20 protein-coding genes are annotated in these 20,779 nt (G+C 59.0%); 10 read left to right on the forward strand and 10 right to left on the reverse strand.

Features of this window, described 5'->3' with window-relative positions:
• Positions 1-27: 27 nt before the first annotated feature.
• The 5 genes from cydB to C7378_RS05800 form a co-directional block, all read right to left on the reverse strand.
• Complete coding sequence (gene cydB / locus C7378_RS05780; RefSeq protein ID WP_131993270.1) at positions 28-1,071, reverse strand: cytochrome d ubiquinol oxidase subunit II; 1,044 nt, start codon at positions 1,069-1,071, stop codon at positions 28-30.
• 25 nt (positions 1,072-1,096) lie between these two features.
• Positions 1,097-2,443, reverse strand: coding sequence for a cytochrome ubiquinol oxidase subunit I (locus C7378_RS05785; protein ID WP_131993273.1), 1,347 nt, complete (start codon positions 2,441-2,443; stop codon positions 1,097-1,099).
• A 62-nt stretch (positions 2,444-2,505) separates the two neighbouring features.
• Entirely contained in the window at positions 2,506-2,949 is a 444-nt protein-coding gene (locus tag C7378_RS05790) for a universal stress protein (RefSeq protein ID WP_131993276.1), read from the reverse strand.
• Positions 2,950-3,156: 207 nt separating this feature from the next.
• Positions 3,157-3,543, reverse strand: a complete 387-nt coding sequence (locus tag C7378_RS05795) for an FtsB family cell division protein (protein ID WP_131993279.1) — start codon at positions 3,541-3,543, stop codon at positions 3,157-3,159.
• A 9-nt stretch (positions 3,544-3,552) separates the two neighbouring features.
• Positions 3,553-4,953, reverse strand: coding sequence for a phosphoglucomutase/phosphomannomutase family protein (locus tag C7378_RS05800; protein ID WP_131993282.1), 1,401 nt, complete (start codon positions 4,951-4,953; stop codon positions 3,553-3,555).
• Between the two features lie 100 nt (positions 4,954-5,053).
• Between C7378_RS05800 and cutA the strand changes: the two genes are divergently transcribed.
• From cutA to C7378_RS05820, 4 genes are all read left to right on the forward strand, one after another.
• Entirely contained in the window at positions 5,054-5,389 is a 336-nt protein-coding gene (gene cutA / locus C7378_RS05805; protein ID WP_131993285.1) for a divalent-cation tolerance protein CutA, read from the forward strand.
• 199 nt (positions 5,390-5,588) lie between these two features.
• Positions 5,589-6,176: a biotin transporter BioY gene (locus C7378_RS05810; RefSeq protein ID WP_131993288.1), complete on the forward strand. Its 588-nt coding sequence runs from the start codon at positions 5,589-5,591 to the stop codon at positions 6,174-6,176.
• 102 nt (positions 6,177-6,278) lie between these two features.
• Positions 6,279-7,154: a menaquinone biosynthesis family protein gene (locus C7378_RS05815; RefSeq protein ID WP_243648095.1), complete on the forward strand. Its 876-nt coding sequence runs from the start codon at positions 6,279-6,281 to the stop codon at positions 7,152-7,154.
• Positions 7,154-7,648, forward strand: coding sequence for a DinB family protein (locus tag C7378_RS05820; protein ID WP_131993291.1), 495 nt, complete (start codon positions 7,154-7,156; stop codon positions 7,646-7,648). Before C7378_RS05815 ends, C7378_RS05820 begins: the two co-directional genes overlap by 1 nt.
• Before the next feature lie 25 nt (positions 7,649-7,673).
• Here the strand turns inward: C7378_RS05820 and C7378_RS05825 are convergent, their stop codons facing one another.
• Complete coding sequence (locus C7378_RS05825; protein ID WP_131993294.1) at positions 7,674-8,228, reverse strand: carboxymuconolactone decarboxylase family protein; 555 nt, start codon at positions 8,226-8,228, stop codon at positions 7,674-7,676.
• 91 nt (positions 8,229-8,319) lie between these two features.
• Between C7378_RS05825 and C7378_RS05830 the strand changes: the two genes are divergently transcribed.
• Positions 8,320-9,261 carry a sugar ABC transporter substrate-binding protein gene (locus tag C7378_RS05830; RefSeq protein WP_165876683.1) on the forward strand — a complete coding sequence of 314 codons (942 nt, stop codon included), beginning with the start codon at positions 8,320-8,322 and terminating at the stop codon, positions 9,259-9,261.
• Between the two features lie 4 nt (positions 9,262-9,265).
• Here the strand turns inward: C7378_RS05830 and C7378_RS05835 are convergent, their stop codons facing one another.
• The gene (locus C7378_RS05835) at positions 9,266-9,916 is read right to left on the reverse strand and encodes a hypothetical protein (protein ID WP_165876684.1); all 651 of its coding nucleotides are present in this window, start codon (positions 9,914-9,916) and stop codon (positions 9,266-9,268) included.
• Here C7378_RS05835 and C7378_RS05840 point away from each other — a divergent pair.
• Both C7378_RS05840 and C7378_RS05845 read left to right on the forward strand, forming a co-directional pair.
• Positions 9,915-11,441 (forward strand): sensor histidine kinase, encoded by a 1,527-nt coding sequence (locus C7378_RS05840; protein ID WP_165876685.1) that lies wholly within the window; start codon positions 9,915-9,917, stop codon positions 11,439-11,441. The genes C7378_RS05835 and C7378_RS05840 overlap by 2 nt on opposite strands.
• The gene (locus C7378_RS05845) at positions 11,404-12,042 is read left to right on the forward strand and encodes a response regulator (RefSeq protein ID WP_131993306.1); all 639 of its coding nucleotides are present in this window, start codon (positions 11,404-11,406) and stop codon (positions 12,040-12,042) included. The genes C7378_RS05840 and C7378_RS05845 overlap by 38 nt, the downstream gene beginning before the upstream one ends.
• Before the next feature lie 5 nt (positions 12,043-12,047).
• Here the strand turns inward: C7378_RS05845 and C7378_RS05850 are convergent, their stop codons facing one another.
• Both C7378_RS05850 and C7378_RS05855 read right to left on the reverse strand, forming a co-directional pair.
• On the reverse strand, positions 12,048-14,447 hold the full coding sequence (locus C7378_RS05850) for a glycosyl hydrolase family 95 catalytic domain-containing protein (protein WP_131993308.1): 2,400 nt from the start codon (positions 14,445-14,447) through the stop codon (positions 12,048-12,050).
• A 61-nt stretch (positions 14,448-14,508) separates the two neighbouring features.
• Positions 14,509-15,087, reverse strand: a complete 579-nt coding sequence (locus C7378_RS05855) for a class I SAM-dependent methyltransferase (protein WP_131993311.1) — start codon at positions 15,085-15,087, stop codon at positions 14,509-14,511.
• A gap of 171 nt (positions 15,088-15,258) precedes the next feature.
• Here C7378_RS05855 and C7378_RS05860 point away from each other — a divergent pair, with 171 nt between their 5' ends.
• The 3 genes from C7378_RS05860 to C7378_RS05870 all read left to right on the forward strand — a co-directional run bounded on the left by C7378_RS05860 (position 15,259) and on the right by C7378_RS05870 (position 18,591).
• Positions 15,259-16,158: a DMT family transporter gene (locus tag C7378_RS05860; protein ID WP_243648096.1), complete on the forward strand. Its 900-nt coding sequence runs from the start codon at positions 15,259-15,261 to the stop codon at positions 16,156-16,158.
• Between the two features lie 195 nt (positions 16,159-16,353).
• On the forward strand, positions 16,354-17,997 hold the full coding sequence (locus tag C7378_RS05865; protein ID WP_131993317.1) for a trypsin-like peptidase domain-containing protein: 1,644 nt from the start codon (positions 16,354-16,356) through the stop codon (positions 17,995-17,997).
• A 192-nt stretch (positions 17,998-18,189) separates the two neighbouring features.
• Positions 18,190-18,591: a peptidoglycan-binding domain-containing protein gene (locus C7378_RS05870; RefSeq protein WP_424221204.1), complete on the forward strand. Its 402-nt coding sequence runs from the start codon at positions 18,190-18,192 to the stop codon at positions 18,589-18,591.
• Positions 18,592-18,687: 96 nt separating this feature from the next.
• Here the strand turns inward: C7378_RS05870 and C7378_RS05875 are convergent, their stop codons facing one another.
• Complete coding sequence (locus tag C7378_RS05875) at positions 18,688-20,454, reverse strand: capsule assembly Wzi family protein (protein WP_243648097.1); 1,767 nt, start codon at positions 20,452-20,454, stop codon at positions 18,688-18,690.
• Between the last annotated feature and the right edge of the window lie 325 nt (positions 20,455-20,779).

The raw sequence follows: 20,779 nt of genomic DNA on the forward strand, positions 1-20,779 counted from the left end.
TGATGGCCATCACACAGCCGGGCGCAATCAGTGTCCGTAACCAGCCCCCTCCGTAACTTTTCCGCGGAACAACCAGTAAGACGTGACGAAATAGAGCGTTGCCAGGAGCATGCCAAAGATCCACCACGCCAGACCGACGTGAACGGAATGGCTGCCGGCGAGCGCCTCTGCAACCGTAATGCTCTGTGCAGGCGAGATGGAGGAGGGAAGCAGCGTCGGGTAGAGCCCCGCAGCGGCACCCACGAGCATGACCGCCAAGTAGAGACAGGAGGACAGAAAGGCGTGGAGCTCTTTTCCTCGGGCACGAAAGAAGGCCGCAGAGCCGAGCGACAGAGCCACCATCACGGGAATGACGAAGAGCGCCGGGTAGGAGCGGTAGTTTGCCAGTGAGGAAGGGCGCGCCGCAACCGTTGCCGGCAGGCTGATGATCGTGACCAGCGCGACTGCGGGCCACAGGCGGCGAGCGGCCAGCGTGGCACGCGAGCCCAGCGATCCGGTTGTCTTGAGCGCGATCCAGAGAGCGCCGTGATGGGCAAGCGCCACCAGGGCGACCACCCCGCCCAGGACCGTGTACCAGTCGAGAATGCCGGGTGACGGGCCGACCCGCCAGTTGGTCCAGAGTGGCAGAAAGAAATAGCGGTCAGCGCCAAGCGGCACGCCGCGAATAACATTCGCCAGAGCGGCGCCGTAGAAGATGGCAAGCAGGGCACTGGCGACAAAGAAAATGCCGTCGAAGAAGGTGCGCCAGACGGCGTTCTCCATGTGGCTGCGCAACTCGATGCCGAGACCGCGCAGAATGAGCAGCCAGAGCACGATCATCAGCGGCAGATAGAAGCCACTGAAGGCCGAGGCGTAAAGCAGCGGAAAGGCAAAGAACAAGGTGCCGCCGCCAGCCAGCAGCCACACTTCGTTTCCGTCCCAGACCGGCCCGATGGAATGGATTGCCGTTCTGCGCTCCTCATCAGTCCGCGCGAGAAAGGGATAGAGAATTCCTACTCCGAGGTCGAAGCCGTCCAACACAACATACGCAGCCAGCATGACCGCAACGATCCAGAACCAGATTGCACCCATTCTTTGTCTCTCCTGACGGCTTCGTTTACGCGGTCATCGTTTCGTAGTGAGCTTCTGCAGTTTGCGGTCCTGCGCCAATCAGGCGATAGACGATCACGACCCACAGAATCGACAGCACGGTGTACATCCCCATGAAGCCCAGCAGCGTGAAGAGGCTGTTTCCCTCGGAGACGTGAGTGGAGTAGCCCTGAGAGGTGCGCATGAGCCCGTAGACAAGCCAGGGCTGCCTGCCGATCTCCGCGGTCATCCAGCCCGCCGTGTTGGCGATGTAGGGCAGCGGGAAACTGAGCAGCAGCGGCCACAGGACCCAGCGTGTCGTATAGAGTTTGCCGCGCCACAGCAGGAAAGCCGCGAGCGTCATGATAAAGGCGAAGTAGGTTCCAAGCCCTGCCATGATGTGGTAGCTGTAGTAGAGCAGCGGCAGTGCAGTGGGCCACTGGTCGCGGGGAAAACTATCGAGCCCCTGCACCTCTGCACTCGTGGTGCCGTAGATCAGGAAACTGAGCACCTTGTTCGCGGCGATTGGATTGTCGATCTTTTCGTGCTCGATATCCGGCTGGCCCATCAGTACGATGGGAGCGCCTTTTTCCGTCCGGAAGAGACCCTCCATGCCGGCCATGGCTGCCGGCTGATACTTCGCAACGGCGCGACCGTGCAAATCGCCGGTGGGGAAGATCTGCACGATGCAGGATGCGAGGCCGGCGATGACGCCAACCTTGAGGAAGAGCTTGCCGTACTCCACATGCTTGCCGTCGAGCAGGTAGAAAGCGCCGGTCGCCGCCATTACAAAGGCGGCCGTCACAACCGCGCCGCACATGTTGTGCGCATACTGCAGCCACGCCCACGGATTGAAAAGCAGCCCCCAGAAGCTGCTTACCTCATAGGTGCCGTTGGGCAGCAGATGGTAGGCTACGGGGTGCTGCATCCAGGCGTCGGTGACGATGATGAAGAAACCCGAGATCCATGAACCGATGAAGACCATGAGCGCCGACCCGAAATGCGCGAGCTTCGTGAGCCGCTTTTCGGCAAAGAGGAAGAGGCCGAGAAAGGTCGACTCAAGAAAGAACGAGAAGACACCCTCCATGGCCAGTGGCTGGCCGATGACGCCGCCGGTGCGTCGCGAGAACTCCGCCCAGTTGGTGCCGAACTGGAACTCCATGGGGATACCAGTCACAACGCCAAGGACAAAATTGACCGCGAAGAGCCTGGCCCAGAACCGCGCCGCCGCGTTGTATCGCTCATCGTTGTTCTTGAGCGCGATGAACTTGAGCACCACGATCAGCAGCGCCAGGCCCATGGTCAATTGCGGAAACAGGTAGTGGTAGGTAATCGTGAAGGCGAAATGGATCCTGTGGAGCAAGAACGTGTCCATGCGCCGCATCTTACTCGACTTCAGCAGCCAAGCTGTGTGACCTTCATCACAACCCGCCCGACTTAAGTCTGCTTGGGCGCCCTGATCACCATGACAGGACAGTGAGCATTCTGGAGGACGCCCTGGGCGACACTGCCGAGAAGAAGGTTGCCGACCGTGCCGCGACCATGAGTACCGATCACGATCAGATCCGCCGGCCAGTTCCGGGCGGCTACGACAATGCTGGCGGCGGGTTTGCCGGTCTCCAGAAATTCAAGGGCCGGAGGCGTCGCCGCAGCCCGTTCGCAAAATGCCCGAAGAAGATTTCTGGCGTCCGTCTGAGCCATGGCTAGCCAGCGATCGGGCGAAACGCCGGAGTCCGTGGCAGTCTGGGCAACGGCAGGATCGACGACGGTGACAAACGCAACCTCGGCTCCGAGTTGGCGTGCCAGTTCCAGGCCAGTGTTCGCAGCGTGTGCCGCGAAGGTGCTTTCATCCACGGCAATGAGGATTCGCTTAAAGCTCATAGGTGCATTCTCCTTGATGGCGCCAGGCTGGAGGGCCGGGAACTCTCAGGTATTTCATCATAAGCAGGAATTGGGAGTTGGGTCAGGCTGAGGTAGCGGGGATGCCCACGCCCTAACTTAACAGAATATACGTTATCGGACATAATCCATTATCAGATCGAATGTGCAGTGCTGTCCCTTTAATCCCCACACTTGATCCATTCTCGTCTATTTGTGTGCAGGCGTGGCAGGAGCGGTTGGCTCGTTGAGCGTGTAGATGACCTCACCGGGACGGGTGTAGTGCAGGCGCTCACGGGCTTCGTGTTCGATGGCGTCAGGGTCGTTCTTGAGGTGCTCTACATGACCCTGCAGGCGTGTGTTCTCGGCCTGCAGTTCTTGGATCTGGTGCTGCAGGGTTCGATCTTCACTACGCTTCTGCTGGTAGGCTGTAAGCCCGTTTTCGCCAAAGATGACGTGATAGCCGAAAAACAGCGACACTACGATGGCCGCAATGGTTGCAAAGCGGCGACGCAGCCGATAGGCTACGCTGGCGGCCTTGGAGGCCGCCGGTAGCGGTAGCTTCTGCTGCGTCGGATTGTCGCTGCTCTTTTTCATCCAGCGCTACTATGCGAGTACCCAGTCCTTTGCTGCCTTGCTCAGCTTTTCCATGTCGTCCTCTGAGCGAGCTTCCGTGTAGACACGGACCACCGGCTCCGTCCCGCTCAGCCTGTAGCAGACCCAGGAACCGTCTTCGAGCAGGAGCTTGAGACCGTCGGTTCTGACTACAGAGGAAACCTTGCGTCCGCCCAGTTCGTGCGGATCGCTCTTTACTTTTTCAGTGAACTTGGTCTTCACCTCCGGCGTCAAGCGGAAGTTCTCACGATTTGGATAAAAGGAACCAACCTTGGCAAATAGTTCCTTTAATTGCACCCCCAAAGATTTGCCCCGGACGGCCATCATCTCCGTCACCAGCAGGCCTGCGAGGACTCCGTCCTTCTCAGGAACGTGGCCACGGATAGTGAGACCGGCGCTCTCCTCGCCACCGATGGCGATCTTGTCCTGGTTGATGAGTTCGCCGATGTACTTGAAGCCAACGGGGGTTTCATAAAGTTTAACTTTATGAAAGTCTGCCAATGCATTGACCAGGTTGGTAGTTGCTACAGACTTGGCTACGCCGTTGCGCCAGCCGCGCGTCTCCACCAGATAGTCGAAGAGGAGCGCAATAATGTAGTTCGGCTGGATGAAAGTTCCGTCCCCGTCGACGATGCCGAAGCGGTCTGCGTCTCCATCCGTCGCAATGCCGATGGCTGCCCCTGTCTCCTTCATCTTTTCCTTGCAGGCGCCCAGCAGATGGTCATCCGGCTCAGGAGCATGGCCGCCAAAGAGCACGTCGCGATAATCATGAACAGTCGCTGTTTCTATGCCGTGCTCGCGCAGGATGTGACAACTGTACCCGCGGGCCGCTCCCCAGAAGGGATCGAATACTACCTTGATGCCGGACTTTTTGATCGCCGGGAAATCGATGAGTTCGCCCAGACGCGCGAGGTACTCCGGCTTGACGTCGATCTCTTCGTACTTCTCCTGTTTCGTGCTGGCTGCCGGGACCTGATCCCCAAGCGCGGCGATGGCTGCTTCAATCTTGCCGGTGACCTCGGGCAGTGCTGGAGCTCCGTCGGGAGTGGAGAACTTGATGCCGTTGTACTCCGGCGGATTGTGCGAGGCGGTGAAGTTGATTGCGCCGCTCGCCTTGCGCTGACGCACAGCATAAGCAATGGCCGGGGTGGGCGCGGGATCAGAGATGATAACCGGCGTTACTCCGTTCGCCGACAGCATGGATGCGGCTTCTGCCACGAAAGACTCGCCCAGGAAGCGCGGATCGCGCCCGATGAGCACGCGATGCGGAGCGGGCTGGGTAGCTATATATTTCGCGATGCCGGTGGTGGCGCGGCGGATGTTGGCGATCGTGAATTCATCGGCGACGATAGCGCGCCAGCCGGAGGTACCAAACTTGATCTGAGTGGACATTTTCTTCCGCAATCCTTGCCTGATTTTTCTTAGGTTTTTTACCTGCTCTATGATGCAGGAAAGCAGTAGCCAAATCATCTTACTCGCTGTGCAGGCACCGATGTCTATTCAGGAAGCGACTGATATTCGACTTGTATTGACGACCGCGGAGACCCTGGAGGACGGACGGCGGATCGCTGCAGCGCTGGTGGAGCGACGACTGGCGGCGTGCGTGAACATCATGGGCGCAGTGAATTCGATTTATCGATGGCGCGACAAAGTGGAACACGCTGAAGAGGTCCTGCTGCTGATAAAGACTGGGGTCCATCAACTTGAAAAGCTCGAAGAGGCTTTCGGCGAGTTGCATCCTTATGAGGTTCCGGAACTCCTCGTGCTCGGGCCGGAAAGCGGCGGGGAGAGATACCTGAACTGGCTGCGCGAATCGCTCGGAGATTAACGCCCACCTTTGCTATGCTAACTGTTGCCGCCATGCGCGCTCTCTATGCCGCTTTCGTCCTGAGCTCCGCTGTCCTGCTCTGGACAGCTATTGCTGTAGCCCGTCTTATTCGACGGCACTCAGCTGAGCGCATACGGCAGATGGAAGTCACTGAAGATGCAGCCGCAGCCAGCGGTCATAACGATAAGACGGAGAAAGTATGACGAGTCAGAGCACCGCAACCACTTCCGCTAGTTTTTCCGCCAGCCGCGCCGGCCTGAACTCCTGGCAAAAGGCGATTGCCATTGCCGCGGGCAGCCTGCTCACCGCTCTTTGCGCTCATGTTTCGATTCCCCTCTTCTTTACGCCTGTTCCGCTGACGCTGCAGCCGTTTCCAATCCTGCTGCTGGGGCTGCTGCTTGGACCTTCGGCCGCTTTCCTGAGCCTGGCGCTCTACCTGCTGGAAGGAGCCGCGGGACTGCCGGTCTTTACTCCAGGTGCGGGCGGAATGATCCAATTGCTCGGCCCGACGGGCGGATACCTGCTCGCCTATCCCTTTGCAGCGGCCGCTACTGGATGGCTGCGCACCAAGCTGGGTCCTGCGTTCGCCGGCTCGCTTGCGGCGGCAGCTCTGGGCAGCATAATCGTCCTGGGCGCCGGTGCGATGTGGCTGGGCACAGTAACCCATCTCGGCATGGCGAAGGTTTGGACCATGTCTATTCTTCCCTTCCTGCCGGGCGACGCGCTCAAGGCTGCGGCCGCAGCCGGGATTGCAGCAGGATGGACACGCTGGCGCAGAGTAAATTAGCGGAGGCGAACAGGACTGCAGGACTTTCCCCGGGTTCCCCCGAATTAACGATAAGTTTACAGATTGATTTGTTCACGGTAATAGCAGAAAGGAAATCTCCTAGTGACTGCCTCAGCTTCAACAGAACCAGCCAACTCGACACACCAGCGCGAAATCACCATTGCGCATAGTCCGGACTCAGACGACGCCTTTATGTTCTATGGCCTGGCCACGAATAAAGTGCGCGTTGCCGGATATAAATTCACGCATCAGCTTTGCGATATCGAAAAGCTGAATCAGCGGGCAATCAATGAGGCTTTCTTCGATGTAACGGCAATTTCATTCCACGCTTATCCGTATATTCAGGACAAGTACACGCTGATGGCTTGCGGCGGATCGGTAGGCGAGGGCTATGGCCCGATGATCGTCTCCAGTCAGCGCTTTACACCCACCGAGATCAAGAAGATCAAGGTCGCGGTGCCGGGCATGCTGACCACTGCATACCTGACGCTGAAGCTTTTTGCCCCGGAGATTGAGACGGAAGTAGTTCCTTTTGATCGCATCATTCCCGAGGTGATCGCGGGCAACTACCAGGCTGGGCTGATTATCCACGAAGGGCAGCTGACCTACTCCCACAGCGGCCTGCACAAAGTCATCGATCTGGGCCAGTGGTGGCGCGAGGAGACGGGGCTGCCATTGCCGCTGGGTGGCAATGCTATCCGCCGCTCGCTTGGCGAAGACGTGATGCTGAAGGTGACGCATGCGCTGCGCGACAGCATCCAGCATGGGTTGGATCATCGCGAAGAGGCCCTGCAGTATGCCATGCAGTTTGCGCGTGACCTCGAGCCGGACATGGCCAACAAGTTCGTCGGCATGTATGTGAACGAACGCACTCTGAGCTATGGCGCGGATGGACGTGAAGCGATCCGCAAACTGCTGGACCTCGGTTACGAGAGAGGCATTATTCCGCACCCTGTCAAGGTGGATTTCGTCGGCTAATGACGGCGCTTACGGTAGATGAGTTAATGGCCTGGGTCGAGCGGACCTCGGCGGGATGGCGTAGTTTGCTCAACCAGCATCCTGAAGCTCTCGCGATCGAGTGCGACATCATGGCCACCGGCTCCATCGCCAGGCTGCTGCAACACATTGTCGCGGTTGAACTCCGGTATGCCCAGCGCCTGGCTGGCATGCCGGAGAGCCACTATGAAGAAACCGCCTTTGGAACGGCGGAAGAGATCTATTCAACCCATGAGCAGGCGATGAAGATGCTTCGGCAGCTTATCGTCACCCCGGAGTTCAACTGGGAGCAGCCTGTTACCTTTGCCACACGAAGCGCGGGAACGGTTAAAGCATCGCGCCGGACAGTGCTGGTTCACACGCTGATGCACTCCATCAGGCACTATGCGCAACTTGGGACGCTGGTCAGGCAGCATGGCATCAAGCCCGATTGGCCGATGGACTACCTCTTCATGGGGGCGCAACCGGCGAGCTGAGCCACTGCAGGCTACAGCTTACAGCTCAGTTCCCTTCTCCGGGCTTGGTCGGCTCCAGTTGCAGCGCATTGTTGAAGCGGTTGAAGTAGTTGAAGAGCCCGATGGCGGCCATCAGTTCCACAATCTCACCCTCATCATAAAACTCACGCAGGTGGGCAAAATCCTCATCCGGAATGTTGTTCGCGTCCAGGGTCATCTTTTCCGCGAGGCTGAGCGCCGCCTTCTCAGCTGGCGAGAAGTCCGCGCGTGAGGCATAGTCGGCAAGGTTGTCTATCTGGTCGCGTGTCCAGCCGAGTTTGGCGGCGATCTGGGTGTGCGAGCCGAGGCAATACTCGCAACGGTTCAACTGCGAGGTCCGGACGATCAGCAACTCTTTCAGCCTTGTGGGAACAGTACCAGTGTTCAGGATCGCTTCAAAATGGGCGATCATGGTCTCGAAGATCTCAGGGCGATGCGCCATCGTGCGGAACATATTGGGAACATTGCCGCGGGTGCGCATGTAGCGCTCATAGATGGCTGCCGTTCCTTCGGAGACTTCGCCGCGACCAAGGCGGGAGATGCGCGGTGCAGTTTTCAGCATGATGACCCTGCTTTCTCTGGACTTCAATCGAGATGTTTCTCAAGCTGCTCTATAGAGTAATTTGATTGGTATGCACTTTGAAAGACCAGCCATGCGGGTTCTCGCACGCATCGCTTCGCTGCTCCTGTTGTCTTCATCGCTTCTGGTGACTGCCTGCCATCGCGAGCGGCATCACGTAGTCACGATCGCGGTCATCCCCATGACGGGAGGCCAGATCTATTGGGAGGACTTCCAGAAAGCAATCCAGGCGGACGCCTCGAAATACGGGTACCGCATCAGCTTCGCTGCGCCACAGTCGGCGGCTGACTACGAGCGGCAGGCTGCGATGGTGGCGGACGCAATCGGGCAGCATGTCGACGGGATCATTGTGGCGCCTTCGCATCAGCTGGTGCTGGCTTCGATTCTGCAGCGTGCTACCCAAGCTGGCATTGCCGTAGTGGTGGCTGGCGCCCCGATTGCTCTCCCGTCGTCAGCCTATGCGGCGTATATCGGTCTGCAGGATGCACGCGCAGGCGTGCTTGCAGCCGACAGGCTCATTGAGCTGATGCATGGCCGGGGATCAATCGGCATCATCGGCGTGAGCCCTACACTGGAGGCCTCCAGTACGCGCGAAAAGGCGTTTACCGATGAGATCGCCGCCAAGTCGCAGATCAAGATCGTCAGCATCAAATATGGCCTCTCAGACTGGGCACGAGGCAGACAGGCGACGCTCGATACGCTCGCCGAGCATCCTGTGCAGGGCATCTTCACCTCAGATGAGTTTGCAACTGTCGGCGCGCTCACGGTGATGAGCACGATTAAACAACGACCATATTTCGTGGGTGTGGGGCAGGAGCCGGCTACAGCGCATGCGGTAATCGAAGGCAAGCTGGATGCAATCATCGTTTCGAACCCCGAGAAGATGGGCGAGACAGCCATAACGGTGATGCACGAGGTGCTGTCCAAGGAGGACTACAAAAAGTCGCAACTGCTGCCGATGAAACTGCTCGACCGATCTACGCTGGACGACCCGGCGATCCGCGCGACGCAATGAAGCATCAGCCCCGGGCGATGAGATTCCGCCAGGAGGCCTGCACATAGAAGAGGCGCAGGCCTACGGCACCCGAGGGAAAACAATCGGGGTCGTCGTAGACGAACGAAGCCTCCCGGCCACCAGCAACCGGGCGAGCGCGGACCACAAAGCGGCACTTATCGGCATCGACGCTCAGGTGATACCACCCTCCGGGCGTGACAGCAAAGGTCAGAGGCTGCTCCTTGAGCTCGGACCAGTGATCCTCTGCTTTGCCGAAGACGAGAGTCTGGTTCTGGATGCGGATGCCGGCATAGTAGCCGTGAAAAGAATCCACACCAACGTCCGGCTGGGTGACACGTAGCACAAAGCCTGCATCTCCGTAGGGCACGCCGGGAAAGAAGTTGTCGAAGCGCACATCACCGGAGAGGTGAACCCTGCCCCAGGTGCTATCCGTTGTAACGGCAAGGTCGCCGCGTCCACTCCTGCCATCGGAGATGGTACCGGAGAGCGCTGTCCAGTCGCCACCGAAGAAATGAAAGGAGGACAGGTCTTCAAAACGCACACTCTGGCCTGCGTGAAGATGCCTTACACTCTGCGAAGAGTAAACGAGGTAGGCCCCAGCAGTTAAAATGGCCGATGCTGCAATGAGAGTAAGAAATCCAAGTCGGCGGCGCATGAAGTTGCTTCTAGTCAACCTCGCAAGTGTATCCGATGTGCCTGAGAAGCGCCGCGTGAGGTGGCAAAGCTCAGCCCTGGCGCGTTGGCTGCGCCTCAGTCTTATTACTATAACTGGCCTGTGTGCAATAGGTGCCTATGCAGACACCACGCAGCTGCGGTCCATCGCTTCCATTGTCGCGCCTGCGGGTGATACGTCAAACCAGAACGTGGTCGTTCGCGGTTCGGTGACCCTTTCGGCGCCGGGAATTCTGATCATCCAGGACCAGACCAGCGCGCTGCGGGTGGAACCGATTGAAGCAGCCCAGGCCGCGATCGGCGACGAGGTCGAGGTCTCCGGCAGGATGGATTACGAGAATGAGCCGATTCTGCACGGAAAGGTGAAGCGGCTGTGGAGCGGTTCCACGCCATTGCCCATTGCCATCTCGCCGGATCGTGCGGCTGAGGGACAGTTCGATCTGGACCTGGTACAGGTGACAGGGACCCTGAATGAAGTGCGTCAGCTGGATCGAAATCATATTGAACTAAGGGTAGAAGGTGAACACCAGTTCTACCTGGTGCTGATGCCTTCGGCGATTACGAGCGGCATGCGCTGGCCAACACTCGATTCGCTGCGGAAGGCGCTGCAGCCCGGCACTGTGCTTGAATTTACGGGCATCCTGGAGCCGCGGCGCACCCTCGACAGCAAGTCCGATGGCAGCTTCGCCATCATGCTGCGCTCAGCGGAAGATATTCGGGTGCTTTCGGGTCCACCGTGGTGGACGCCAGTGCATCTGCTCTGGATTTTCGCCGGAATTGCGGTCATTGCGTTTGCCGGCGTGGTCCTGCATATTCGCAATCTGCGGCTGCGCTTCCGCGCGGTGATGGAAGAGCGATCGCGGATCGCGCGCGACATTCACGACACCATGGCGCAGGGCTTTGCCGGCATCGCACTGCAACTGCAGGCTGCAGAACAGGTACTGACACGGGATGCTGCCTCGGCCGCACAGCACCTCGCACTGGGATTGCAGATGGTCCGCCATAGCCGTTCAGAATCGCACCTTGCGATCCAGACGCTGCGCGCTCTCTCCCGCAGTGAGAGCCTGCAGAATCTGCTGCGGCAGAGCGCTACGCAGATGACGACGGGGACCGATCTGAGGATCTCGCTCTCAGTGCAGGGGTCCGAGTCTCGCCTGCCATATGAGATTACGGCGCAGCTCTACCGGATTGGACAGGAGGCAGTTGCCAACGCCGTTCGGCATGCGCAGGCGAGCCACATCCGGCTGCGGATCGAGTATCGGAAGACGGCCATCCTTCTTGAAGTGGAGGACGATGGGATAGGATTCAATGCGGAAGGTGTGCTGGACGAGATGCAGCACTTCGGACTGGTTGGCATGCGGGAGCGCGTCGAAGCTCTGCGGGGGAAGCTTGCCATTCAATCCTCCCGCAGCGGCACATGCCTGACCGTGGAAGTGCCGAGGCCCGCACATCGAAAGATAGAAAGAGTTCATGAAGACAGTACCGCCGATTCGCATCCTCATCGCTGACGACCATCTTGTTTTTCGGCTTGGGATTCGCAGCCTGCTGCAGGCCGAGCCCGGCATCGACGTGGTGGGCGAGGCCGCGACTGGCGAGCGCGCCATCGAACTCTATCGCCAGCTCTCACCCGATGTTCTGCTGCTCGACCTGCGCATGCCGCAGGGCGGCGGCATCCATGTCGTGCAGCAGGTGAAAAAGTTTGCGCCGGAAGCGAAGATCCTGGTGCTGACCAGCTACGAAGTGGAAGAGGAGATCTACCAGATATTGCAGGCGGGTGCGCGAGGCTATGCGCTGAAGGATATTGACCGCACCCAACTGGTCGAGGCCCTCCGCAGGATTCATGCGGGTGAAAAATGGATTGTGCCGACAATCGCCAACCGCATCGCGGAGCGGGCGCAACGGCCGCCGCTGACGGCCCGCGAGATTGAAGTGCTGCGCCTGCTGGTGCGCGGACTGACCAACCGGGAGATAGCCGGAGTGCTGCAGATCGCCGACAGCACCATCAAGAATCATGTGAACAACATCATCTCGAAGCTCGACGTCTCTGACCGAACCGAGGCTGTGGCTTATTCCCTTTCGCGAGGCATTATCGCGATGGACGATCTTTAACCCGCCTACTTGCCGCGGGTGAGGCCAATCTGCACCGGGCCGAAGACTTTAGGAGCTGTGGCCGGCGTTCCGCTCACGATGGAAGAGGGCAGAGCAGCTTTTCCGGCAACGGGTTCCTCTACCGCATAGGCAGCTCCTGCCGCCGCCTCGAATGAGATCGCGGCGCCGGAGACAGCAACCGGCACTTCCCTTCCCGATGGCAATGCAAGGATTTTGACCGGCTGATCTTTCCATGGATTTCTGAGGCGTATCTGCTGCGCCTCTCCTGAGTGGATGACGACAGCAACGACCGCCCCGCTCCTGAACTGCACATCCACGTTCGTTCTTCCGCGTATCGAGACACGCCCGTCGATGTCCCAGCCCGGCGGCACGGCGGGGGCAATTCGGATGAGACCGTCGTAGTCCTGAACAAGGGCCTCCTGCAGAGCATCTGCGACAACTCCGGACTGCTCAACGTAAAACTCGCCCGAGGAGCCGCCCCAGTTCGCGAAACCGTTGATGAAGGTCTGATATTTCCGGGTCAGCTTGACCAAGGTCGTCCCGACCTCATCGCCAAGGCCCAGTCTCGCCGCCTGGATCGGATCGTAGCTCCAGTCCTGATTGATGGGATAGGGGCGATGCAGATAGGTGCGCTTGGCAAGCGGATAGAGGGGCGAGTCGTCCGCAATGACAGCATAGGGCCAGACGGGCTCGAGGCCAATATTCTCCACATTGTGCTGCTGTGCATCGGGGCGATAGGAGTCGGCGATGACATCGTGGCCCCCCGCATCAGCCGCAGCGGACAAAAGTGTGCGCGCGCCGCTCTCCTGGGTGCGCGGGAACGGTGGAATCAACGCGGAGGCTCGCTGCAACTGCGCAACCAGGTCCGGATCAGTGTGCAGTAGCGAGGCCGCCTGGAGGACTGCAGGAAAGAGTGCCATCCGGGCGGCGATATCCGTAGTCGGATCGGCGGTATCCCATTGCGTTTCATGGGCGTTGGATGGCTCGGTATGGGCCATCCCATCGGCGCCGGGCTGCTCATAGTCGAGGAGAAAGCGGGCGGCGGCTCGCATGACCGGGTAGTTCTGCTGCAGGAAGACGCGGTCGTGCGTGGCAAGATACTGCTGCCAGATGTTGAGCGCGACCTCCGCACCGGTGGAGAGGGTTCGCGCGTTGTAATATGGCGCGGAAGATGCGTCACAGTCGAGCTTGGCTGTCGGCTGGGACGGCCCGTGCCATTTCTCGTACTCTATGCCGACGCCGTTGAAGCGCATTGTCTCTGGTACACAGATTCCCAGATGACCTGACATGTGCGTGCTGGTCCAGGACTGGATGGCCGGGAGGTTGGCGCGATAAAGATTGAAGTATGGAGCATTCAGCTCTGGCACACCAGCACCGAGGTTCGCAGCAACCTGCATACGCAGATTCCAATGCCAGAAGGCGGCTGGGTCCCAGTTGTGTGTATCTCGGATCGAGGAGAAGAGATCTCCGACGCCGGCCTGTGAGCCTGGATATTCTCCGCCGCTCTCAGCTGCAGAAGTAAAGAGATAGAGTGCGCGCAGATTCTCCATGTACTCCCCGCTGCCATCTGCTGAAGTGATCCTGAAGAGGTCGGCGCGATGCCAGAAGGCATGCCACCAGAGCTCGTTCCGGCGCAGGGAGACTTCGCGCAGGGCCGCCGTCGCTACCGCTGCGGCAGACTGGCTTCCATTGAAATGGGGTGACGCCACCAGTATCTGAAAATGGCCATTCTGCTCAGGAGTGACGGAGACGCGGATGGTGCGCGCGTCCTCGACAGCAATCGAAGCCTTGCGGCCATGAGCGCTGATGGCGGCGAGAGAACCAAAGACGCGGCCCGACGCGCCGGGGTCTATGTTGTCAGTCCAGCTCTCAGCAAGCAGGCCCATGGAAGTGGTGGCGCTGGCGTGGGGGTTGCGCGGCGGCCAGAGCCGCAACTCCGCAGTCTGCACCTTCGCGGGATCGGCGCCCACCACATCTATCACCAAGGTGTCAGTGTGGGGATCGACCCAGGTGGTCGCGGTTATTCCGCCGCCATTCTGCACAAAGATGCCGTTATAGAGATCAAGCCGGGCGCTGTAATCAGGCGCAGCGGTCATCGCCTGAAGTCCGGGAAGAACAACCTGCCCCGGAGATACGCGATCAGGCAGCGTGTCTCCCCTGTTCAGTTGTGCCGTAAAACCCTCTGCAGCCCAGACGGAGACGCCAAGTCTTCCGTTTCCAAGGGGCATTGCCTGCCGTGGGCTGGCGTTTGGCACCTGCAGCACAATATCGGATCGGCCTACGACTCCCGCGACATCGTATCGAATGCCATCCGCGTGCGATGTCTGCGCTGCTGCAGAGTGGGAGAAGCCAGCGGTGGTAACTAGTGAGGCAAGGATCAGGATGCCAGCGAGTGCATGCTTCATGTCCCTCTGAGTCTCGCATCCCAAGGCGATCTCGTCGATCCCCTTCCAGGGAGAAATATTGCTAGACCTCTGCGATTACCAGATAGCTGTATTCCCCAACCGGACTGTTCGATATGACCTTCCAATCGTGGCTGCGCAGTTCATCGGTGACGACAGCAGAAGAGATGCGGTGGTGAAGCGGCGGTCCCGGTTCGGGGTTAACATCGTCGCGCCAGTCCAGAATGGCAATGCTGCCGTCAGGACGCAGGATCCTGCGGCACTCGCTGAGAACGTCGGCCGTGTTATCCAGCTCATGCCAGATGTTCGCCAGCAGCACCAAATCACAGGAGGCATCTGGAAGAGTTGTGGCAATCGCTGTGCCTTCGCGCAGCACAATCCGGTCGGCAAGGGCCGGAGTAAGCTTGGCGCGTAGCAACGCCAGCATCTCCGGCTGAAGATCGACTGCGTAGATACGCTGGGGAGCCTCCGTTGACTCGGCCATGGGGATGGAGAAATAACCCGTGCCTGCACCAATGTCTGCAACGACCATGGACGGACGAAGAGCAAGCGCTTCGACAATCTGGCCGGGAGGCAGCCATATCCTGCGTTGAGGATCTTCAAGCTTGTGCGCCTGTGAGGCGCGGAAAACACGATCGTTCATCTCGGTTGGCTCCGGTTTGTGTGCTGTTCCATTTTCAAAGAAAGCATGCGCCGGTTCTATTGCACGCACAGTCAGTAGACCATTTTCTCCGCTGCCTACGCAGCGGGTCCTGGATCGTATTCCTGTCCGGCTAAACTCTAGAGCATGTCCCAATCCCTGCGAGCTCACGTTTTGCTGCTTGCCGTTGTAGTCGTGTGGGGCTCGACGTTTGTGCTGGTGAAGGGCGCCCTGACGGACGTGTCACCGCTGCTCTTCAACCTGCTGCGCATGACGATTGCCTTTGTTGCGCTTGCCATCTTCTACAGGAGCCATTGGAGGAGGATGACACGGCGCGCTGTGATAAGCGGTGCAGTGGTCGGCGCATGCCTGGCGATGGGCTACCAGTTCCAGACAGCGGGGCTGCGGATGACTACGCCCTCCAAGTCGGCGTTCCTCACCGGCCTGGTCGTGGTGCTGGTGCCTCTGCTGTCGGCTGTGCCGGGCTTGCGTCCGCACGGCGCCCATCCTCCGCGGTGGAATGCTTATCTCGGCGCGCTGCTGGCGTTCGACGGGATCGTGCTGTTGACGACTCCGGCCGGAGCGACCTTCGATTTCAGAGCGATGAATCGCGGCGACCTGTTGACGCTCGGTTGCGCGCTCGGGTTTGCGCTCCATGTGATTGCGCTCGCGCATACTTCGCCGCGCATGGACTACGAGCAGCTTGCGCTGCTGCAGATCGGCTTCTGCACCGTCTACATGGCTGTAAGCCTGCATATCTTTGAGCACCCTTACATCCACTGGACAGGCCGATTGCTGATCGCACTGGGCATCGCTGCGCTTCTTGCCACGGCTGCAGCCTTCACGATCCAAAGCTGGGCGCAGCAGTTTCTGCCGGCAACCCATACGGCGCTGATCCTGGCACTGGAGCCGGTCTTCGCGTGGCTCACGTCGTTCGCCGTGATGGGAGAGCGGCTCAATCTGCGCTCCTCCTCCGGGGCCATTTTTATCCTTGGAGGCATAGCACTGACGGAAATTCTTCCGGCCCGCATACAACCTACGGCCCACGAAGGTGTCTCACTGAGTGAGAAGTAAAGTTGTGGTGTTCGGGCCTGCAGTTGTGACGATTTTTTAATTTTGCACGTCTAAAAGCTTGTGTAGAGAAAAGAAACACATCTGGTTGTAAGGTTATCTGGTTGATCCCACTCGGTATACTGAAACAAGGGACTGGCGCATGCGCCGCAAAACTGTATCTATTGCTTCTAAAAGAAGACACGAGGTTAGACCCGAATGAAATCCCTGCTTGAACGGCTACGTGTACGCCGTCTCGCTTCCACTTTTACGGTCCTGGCGACACTCTCGGCAGGAATCCTGATTGGCTCTGTAGTAGCACATGGCGTTAAGGGCCAGGAAAAGACCGTTGACAGCAGCGATGCTACACCGCTGAAGATTCCCAACCCTCGCGACCTTTCGACGACCTTTACCCGGATTGCGAAGGAAGTGGGGCCGGCGGTCGTCAATATCAACTCGGAGACTCTGCCCAAGGAACACAATCGACGCGGGCGGATGCGTCAGGCGCCGCAGCAACAGGGACCTGATGACAACTCCCCGGATGACGATCAGGGTCCTGGTCAGGGAAATGACCAGGGCGGGATGCAGGACTTCTTCAACCGCTTTTTCGGAATGGGCCCCCAGGGTCCCGAACAAGGCGGCCCCGATGACGGCGGTGGCGGTGGCGAGCGCGAATCACTCGGCTCTGGCTTTATCGTAGACTCGCGCGGCTACATCATCACCAACAATCACGTCGTCGACAAAGCCGACAAGATCTACGTGAAGCTCACGACGGATCCTGAAGGCGAACGTGGACACCCGGCAACCGTCGTAGGCGTCGATAAGGATACCGATATTGCGGTCATCAAGATCAATGTCGATCACCCGCTGCCGACGGTGAAGATGGGAAATTCCGACTCGGCACAGGTAGGCGACTGGGTCATGGCCATCGGCATTCCCTTCAACCTGAGCCAGACCGTGACTGCCGGTATTGTCTCCGCCAAGAACCGTACGATCGATCCGACCCCAGCCGGTCAGTTCCAGCACTTCATCCAGACGGACGCGGCGATCAACCCCGGCAATTCCGGTGGTCCGCTGATCAACATGGCGGGTGAGGTCATCGGCGTCAACACGGCCATCTACACGGAATCCGGTGGCTACCAGGGCATCGGTTTTGCCATGCCGGCCAACACGGTCATCAGCGATTACAACGACCTGATCGGACCCGAACATAAGGTGGTGCGCGGATCGATCGGAATATCCTTCCGTCCGAACCTGCCGCCAGCCGTCAGCCGGGTCTATGGCTTCAAGAATGGCGTGCTGATCTCAAGCGTCACTCCGGGTCAGCCAGCCGATAAGGCGGGACTGAAGACAGGCGACATCATCACCGCGATCGATGGCAAGACGATCAAGGATGGCGATGAGTTGGTCAACAACATTTCGGCACGCAAGCCAGGCACTTCGGTGAGCATCGGCTACCTGCGGAACGGCAAGCCAATGACGACTACGGTCACCATCGGCGACCGTACCAAGGTGATCGAAGCGGGCAACGTGGCCGGGAATCAGCAGGGTCCGGGCAGCGGAAGTGGCGCTGATGCTTCCCAGTCCAAGCTGGGCATCACGGTCCGCGATCTGCCCCAGGGCGCGCCGGCCGATCTGCACGGCGTGCTGGTCCAAACCGTCAAGCCCGGATCGTTTGCCGATTCAATCCAGCTACCGGAGCGGGGCGTAATCATCGCCGTTAACAAGCAGCCGGTGCGGAATAAGGCCGACTACAACGCGATCGTCTCTGAGCTGAAGTCAGGCCAGGATGTGGTCTTCGAGGTAGTCGATCCGCAACATCCGCATGACGGAAGTAACTTTTTCGGCGGTACTTTACAGTAACCAGAAGGGCTCGCCGGCCAGCAGAAACTGGCCGGCGAGCCCTTGTTTTTCTTGTATTTCCAGTTGTAAACCCTTAATCTTTTGGAAAGATTGATCGAAGTTTAACGAGGAATCTAAATGAATCTATTGCGAGTCTTCCCCAGGACTCTTTGCGCATTGCCGGCCGTCGCACTCTGTTTGACGATGGCAGCAGTGCCAGCCTCTGCAAGCCGAACCCATCGCGCACCTACCGCAGGACACGCTAAGGCAAGGCGGGCAAAGAAGCACGAGATTAAAGGACAGCGCCAGATCGATCCTGCTCGCGCGACCCAGATTCAGCAGGCCCTGATCAAACAAAATTATCTTACCGGTGAGCCCACGGGCGAATGGGATGCTCAGACGCAGGCAGCCATGCAGAAGTTCCAGGCCGATAACGGCTGGCAGACCAAGCTCACCCCCGATTCACGCGCGCTGATCAAACTTGGCCTTGGACCATCCAGCCCCAGCGGCTTGCAGACGGCCTCACAGCCGGCCATGACAATTGAGACCCCGGCGCCGGTTGCACCCTCCGCCGATGCGAACACGCTGGCCGCGGCTCACTCGATTTCGAACTAATAGGCTTGCAATTCCCTGCTCTTCGGATGAAGAGCTTACGGAGTTTAACTAAAGACTTAAGGCCCGCACCTCTGAGAGATGCGGGCCTTTCCGTGTTTAGAAGTCTTTCCGCTTGTCCTTGGGAAACCAGGTGAGCTGGACAGCAATGCTGGTATCGCTTTGCGCCCCGGGTTTATAAATGGGCGCTTTCCAGCGCTCGTACTGCACCCAGCCGCGAACCTCATAGTCAGTCATCACACGCTTGATTACGTTGAACTGGAAATCGTTCTGCGTCGTGCCTCCAGCGATGAAGTCCTTGGCCGCCTTGGCGTTGCGATACTGAAACTGGAACTGTTCGTCGGGCGAGAGGTGATAGGTGAGCCATGCCTGGCCGCCCTTGGACTCACGCCCGATCCAGTGCCCGAAGATATTGCCTGCGTTGGTATAGCCCTGCAGTTGGACGCCTTCAGCGTAGAGAAACGCACCCCGTTGACTCCTGACATGGTCGGGATCGGTCGAGGCCGCCTCCACCCGGAAATCGAGCTTGGGAACGCCGGGCACATGGGACAGATAAATGCCCGGGGCAATTCCAGCCCGACGTGGCGCGCTCACCGGGGTTACGTCGTCATGCGCAAGCGAATCCGTGTAGAGCGTTAGCCAGTTCCGCAGAAACGGCAGCCGATAGGAGAAGTCAAAGGTGCTGAAGCGCGCGCCGGGATCGTTGCGCGAAAACTTCTCTGCTCCTGAAACGTTCTGGAAGCTGAAAAAACTCTTCAGGAAGCTGTGCAGAGTAATGGGTACGTGATCCTTGCCACCCCAGATGACCGTCCGCTCGAAGCCCATTTCAAGATTCTTCGTCGGCTTGAAGTTGATCTTCTCGGTGTGTTCCCAGGGAGCGTTCGGGTCCGTGTGGCCCTTGAGGCTGCCTACAAAGAAGTCGTAACGGAATGGTCCGAGAAGATCAGAAAGCAGTGGCACGTGGAGAGGTTCGACCCGGTCAATCTGGAAGGCATAGATGTTCTGCGCATTGTTGCTCCAGGCGAACGATCCGCCCTGATCGGGGCCCATCCAGTGATCGGACTTACCGAAGGAAATCTCATGCCCCAGAAGGTGGTAGGAGAGATTGGCCTCTAGGATACGGAAATAGTTGGCAGAGGCGATGGGTCCGCCGGGGATCGTCGCCTGGTTGGGGTTCGATGCGAGAGGAACATAATCCAGCGCCGAAAGCTCTGAAACCAGAAGCGGATTGTAGCCAGCGGCGCTGGGCGCGTGCTGGTACTCGCCGCGGAAGTAGAGAGTAAAGCGGCCTGCTTCGGCCCGGGCGCTGGCTCCCGTTACGTTGTTGAAGCCCTGCTCATAGGGCCGGCCGTAATCGTTGATGATGGATTGGCCGAGATGGAAGCTGTCATGGAGAGGTGTACCGGAGATACCCAGCGCGCGCGTGTAGGCGCTCTCGAACTCTACATGAATGTCATGTGCGCCTGTCGGTCCTTCGATATCCGGCTGCAGCTCTTTTCTGACGGCGAGGTAGATGGATCTCGCCTCCTGATTGCCGCTGGTATCCGCGCCTTCGTCAATGCTGTTGGAGGTCTGCTCCAGCATGTGAACGATGCTCAGCCGGGTCCAGGGCCGAATACCTAGAAAAGCGGTATCCAGGTAGCCTAGCGCCTGCAGTCGATCGAGCGCGGGGTAAATCCAGCTATCGATGGGCACATAGGTGGAACCGAGTGTGCTGGTGTAAGTGACCGGTGGCACAGGCTTGTAGTTGGGGCTGATGGTCTGCTGCGCAGGAGCGGCGGTATTAGGAGAAGCTGGTTCTGCGAGTGCGGGCTGAAGGGCAATGCCCACTGCGAGCACCGCACAGAGAGAGGGGAGCGGTTTCACTAGCACCTCAGTTAGAGTGGCTGGCGCAACCTAATGCGCTGCACTCCTAAGGCTAGTTGATGAGGTAGAAGCTGACAAGCCACGTTGCGTGAAGGCTTTGTCATTCACCGGCTGCCCTCGGGGCGGGGCGAGATGCACAAGGTCAAGGGTTAACCCTCAAAGTGCGGGATTTCGTAGTACTTAATTTTATTCACTGGCGCGCGCAGCCCTGCCGGGAGGGCTGCGGACGAGTAAAATATAGAAGACGATGCAGATCCAGCCATACAGCCGTGCTTCGCAGTCCAGCTTCTTCTGTCGCTGGTGTGAGGACTTAGCAGGACCGGGG

It is taken from the genome of Acidipila rosea (assembly GCF_004339725.1).
Lineage (GTDB): Bacteria > Acidobacteriota > Terriglobia > Terriglobales > Acidobacteriaceae > Acidipila > Acidipila rosea.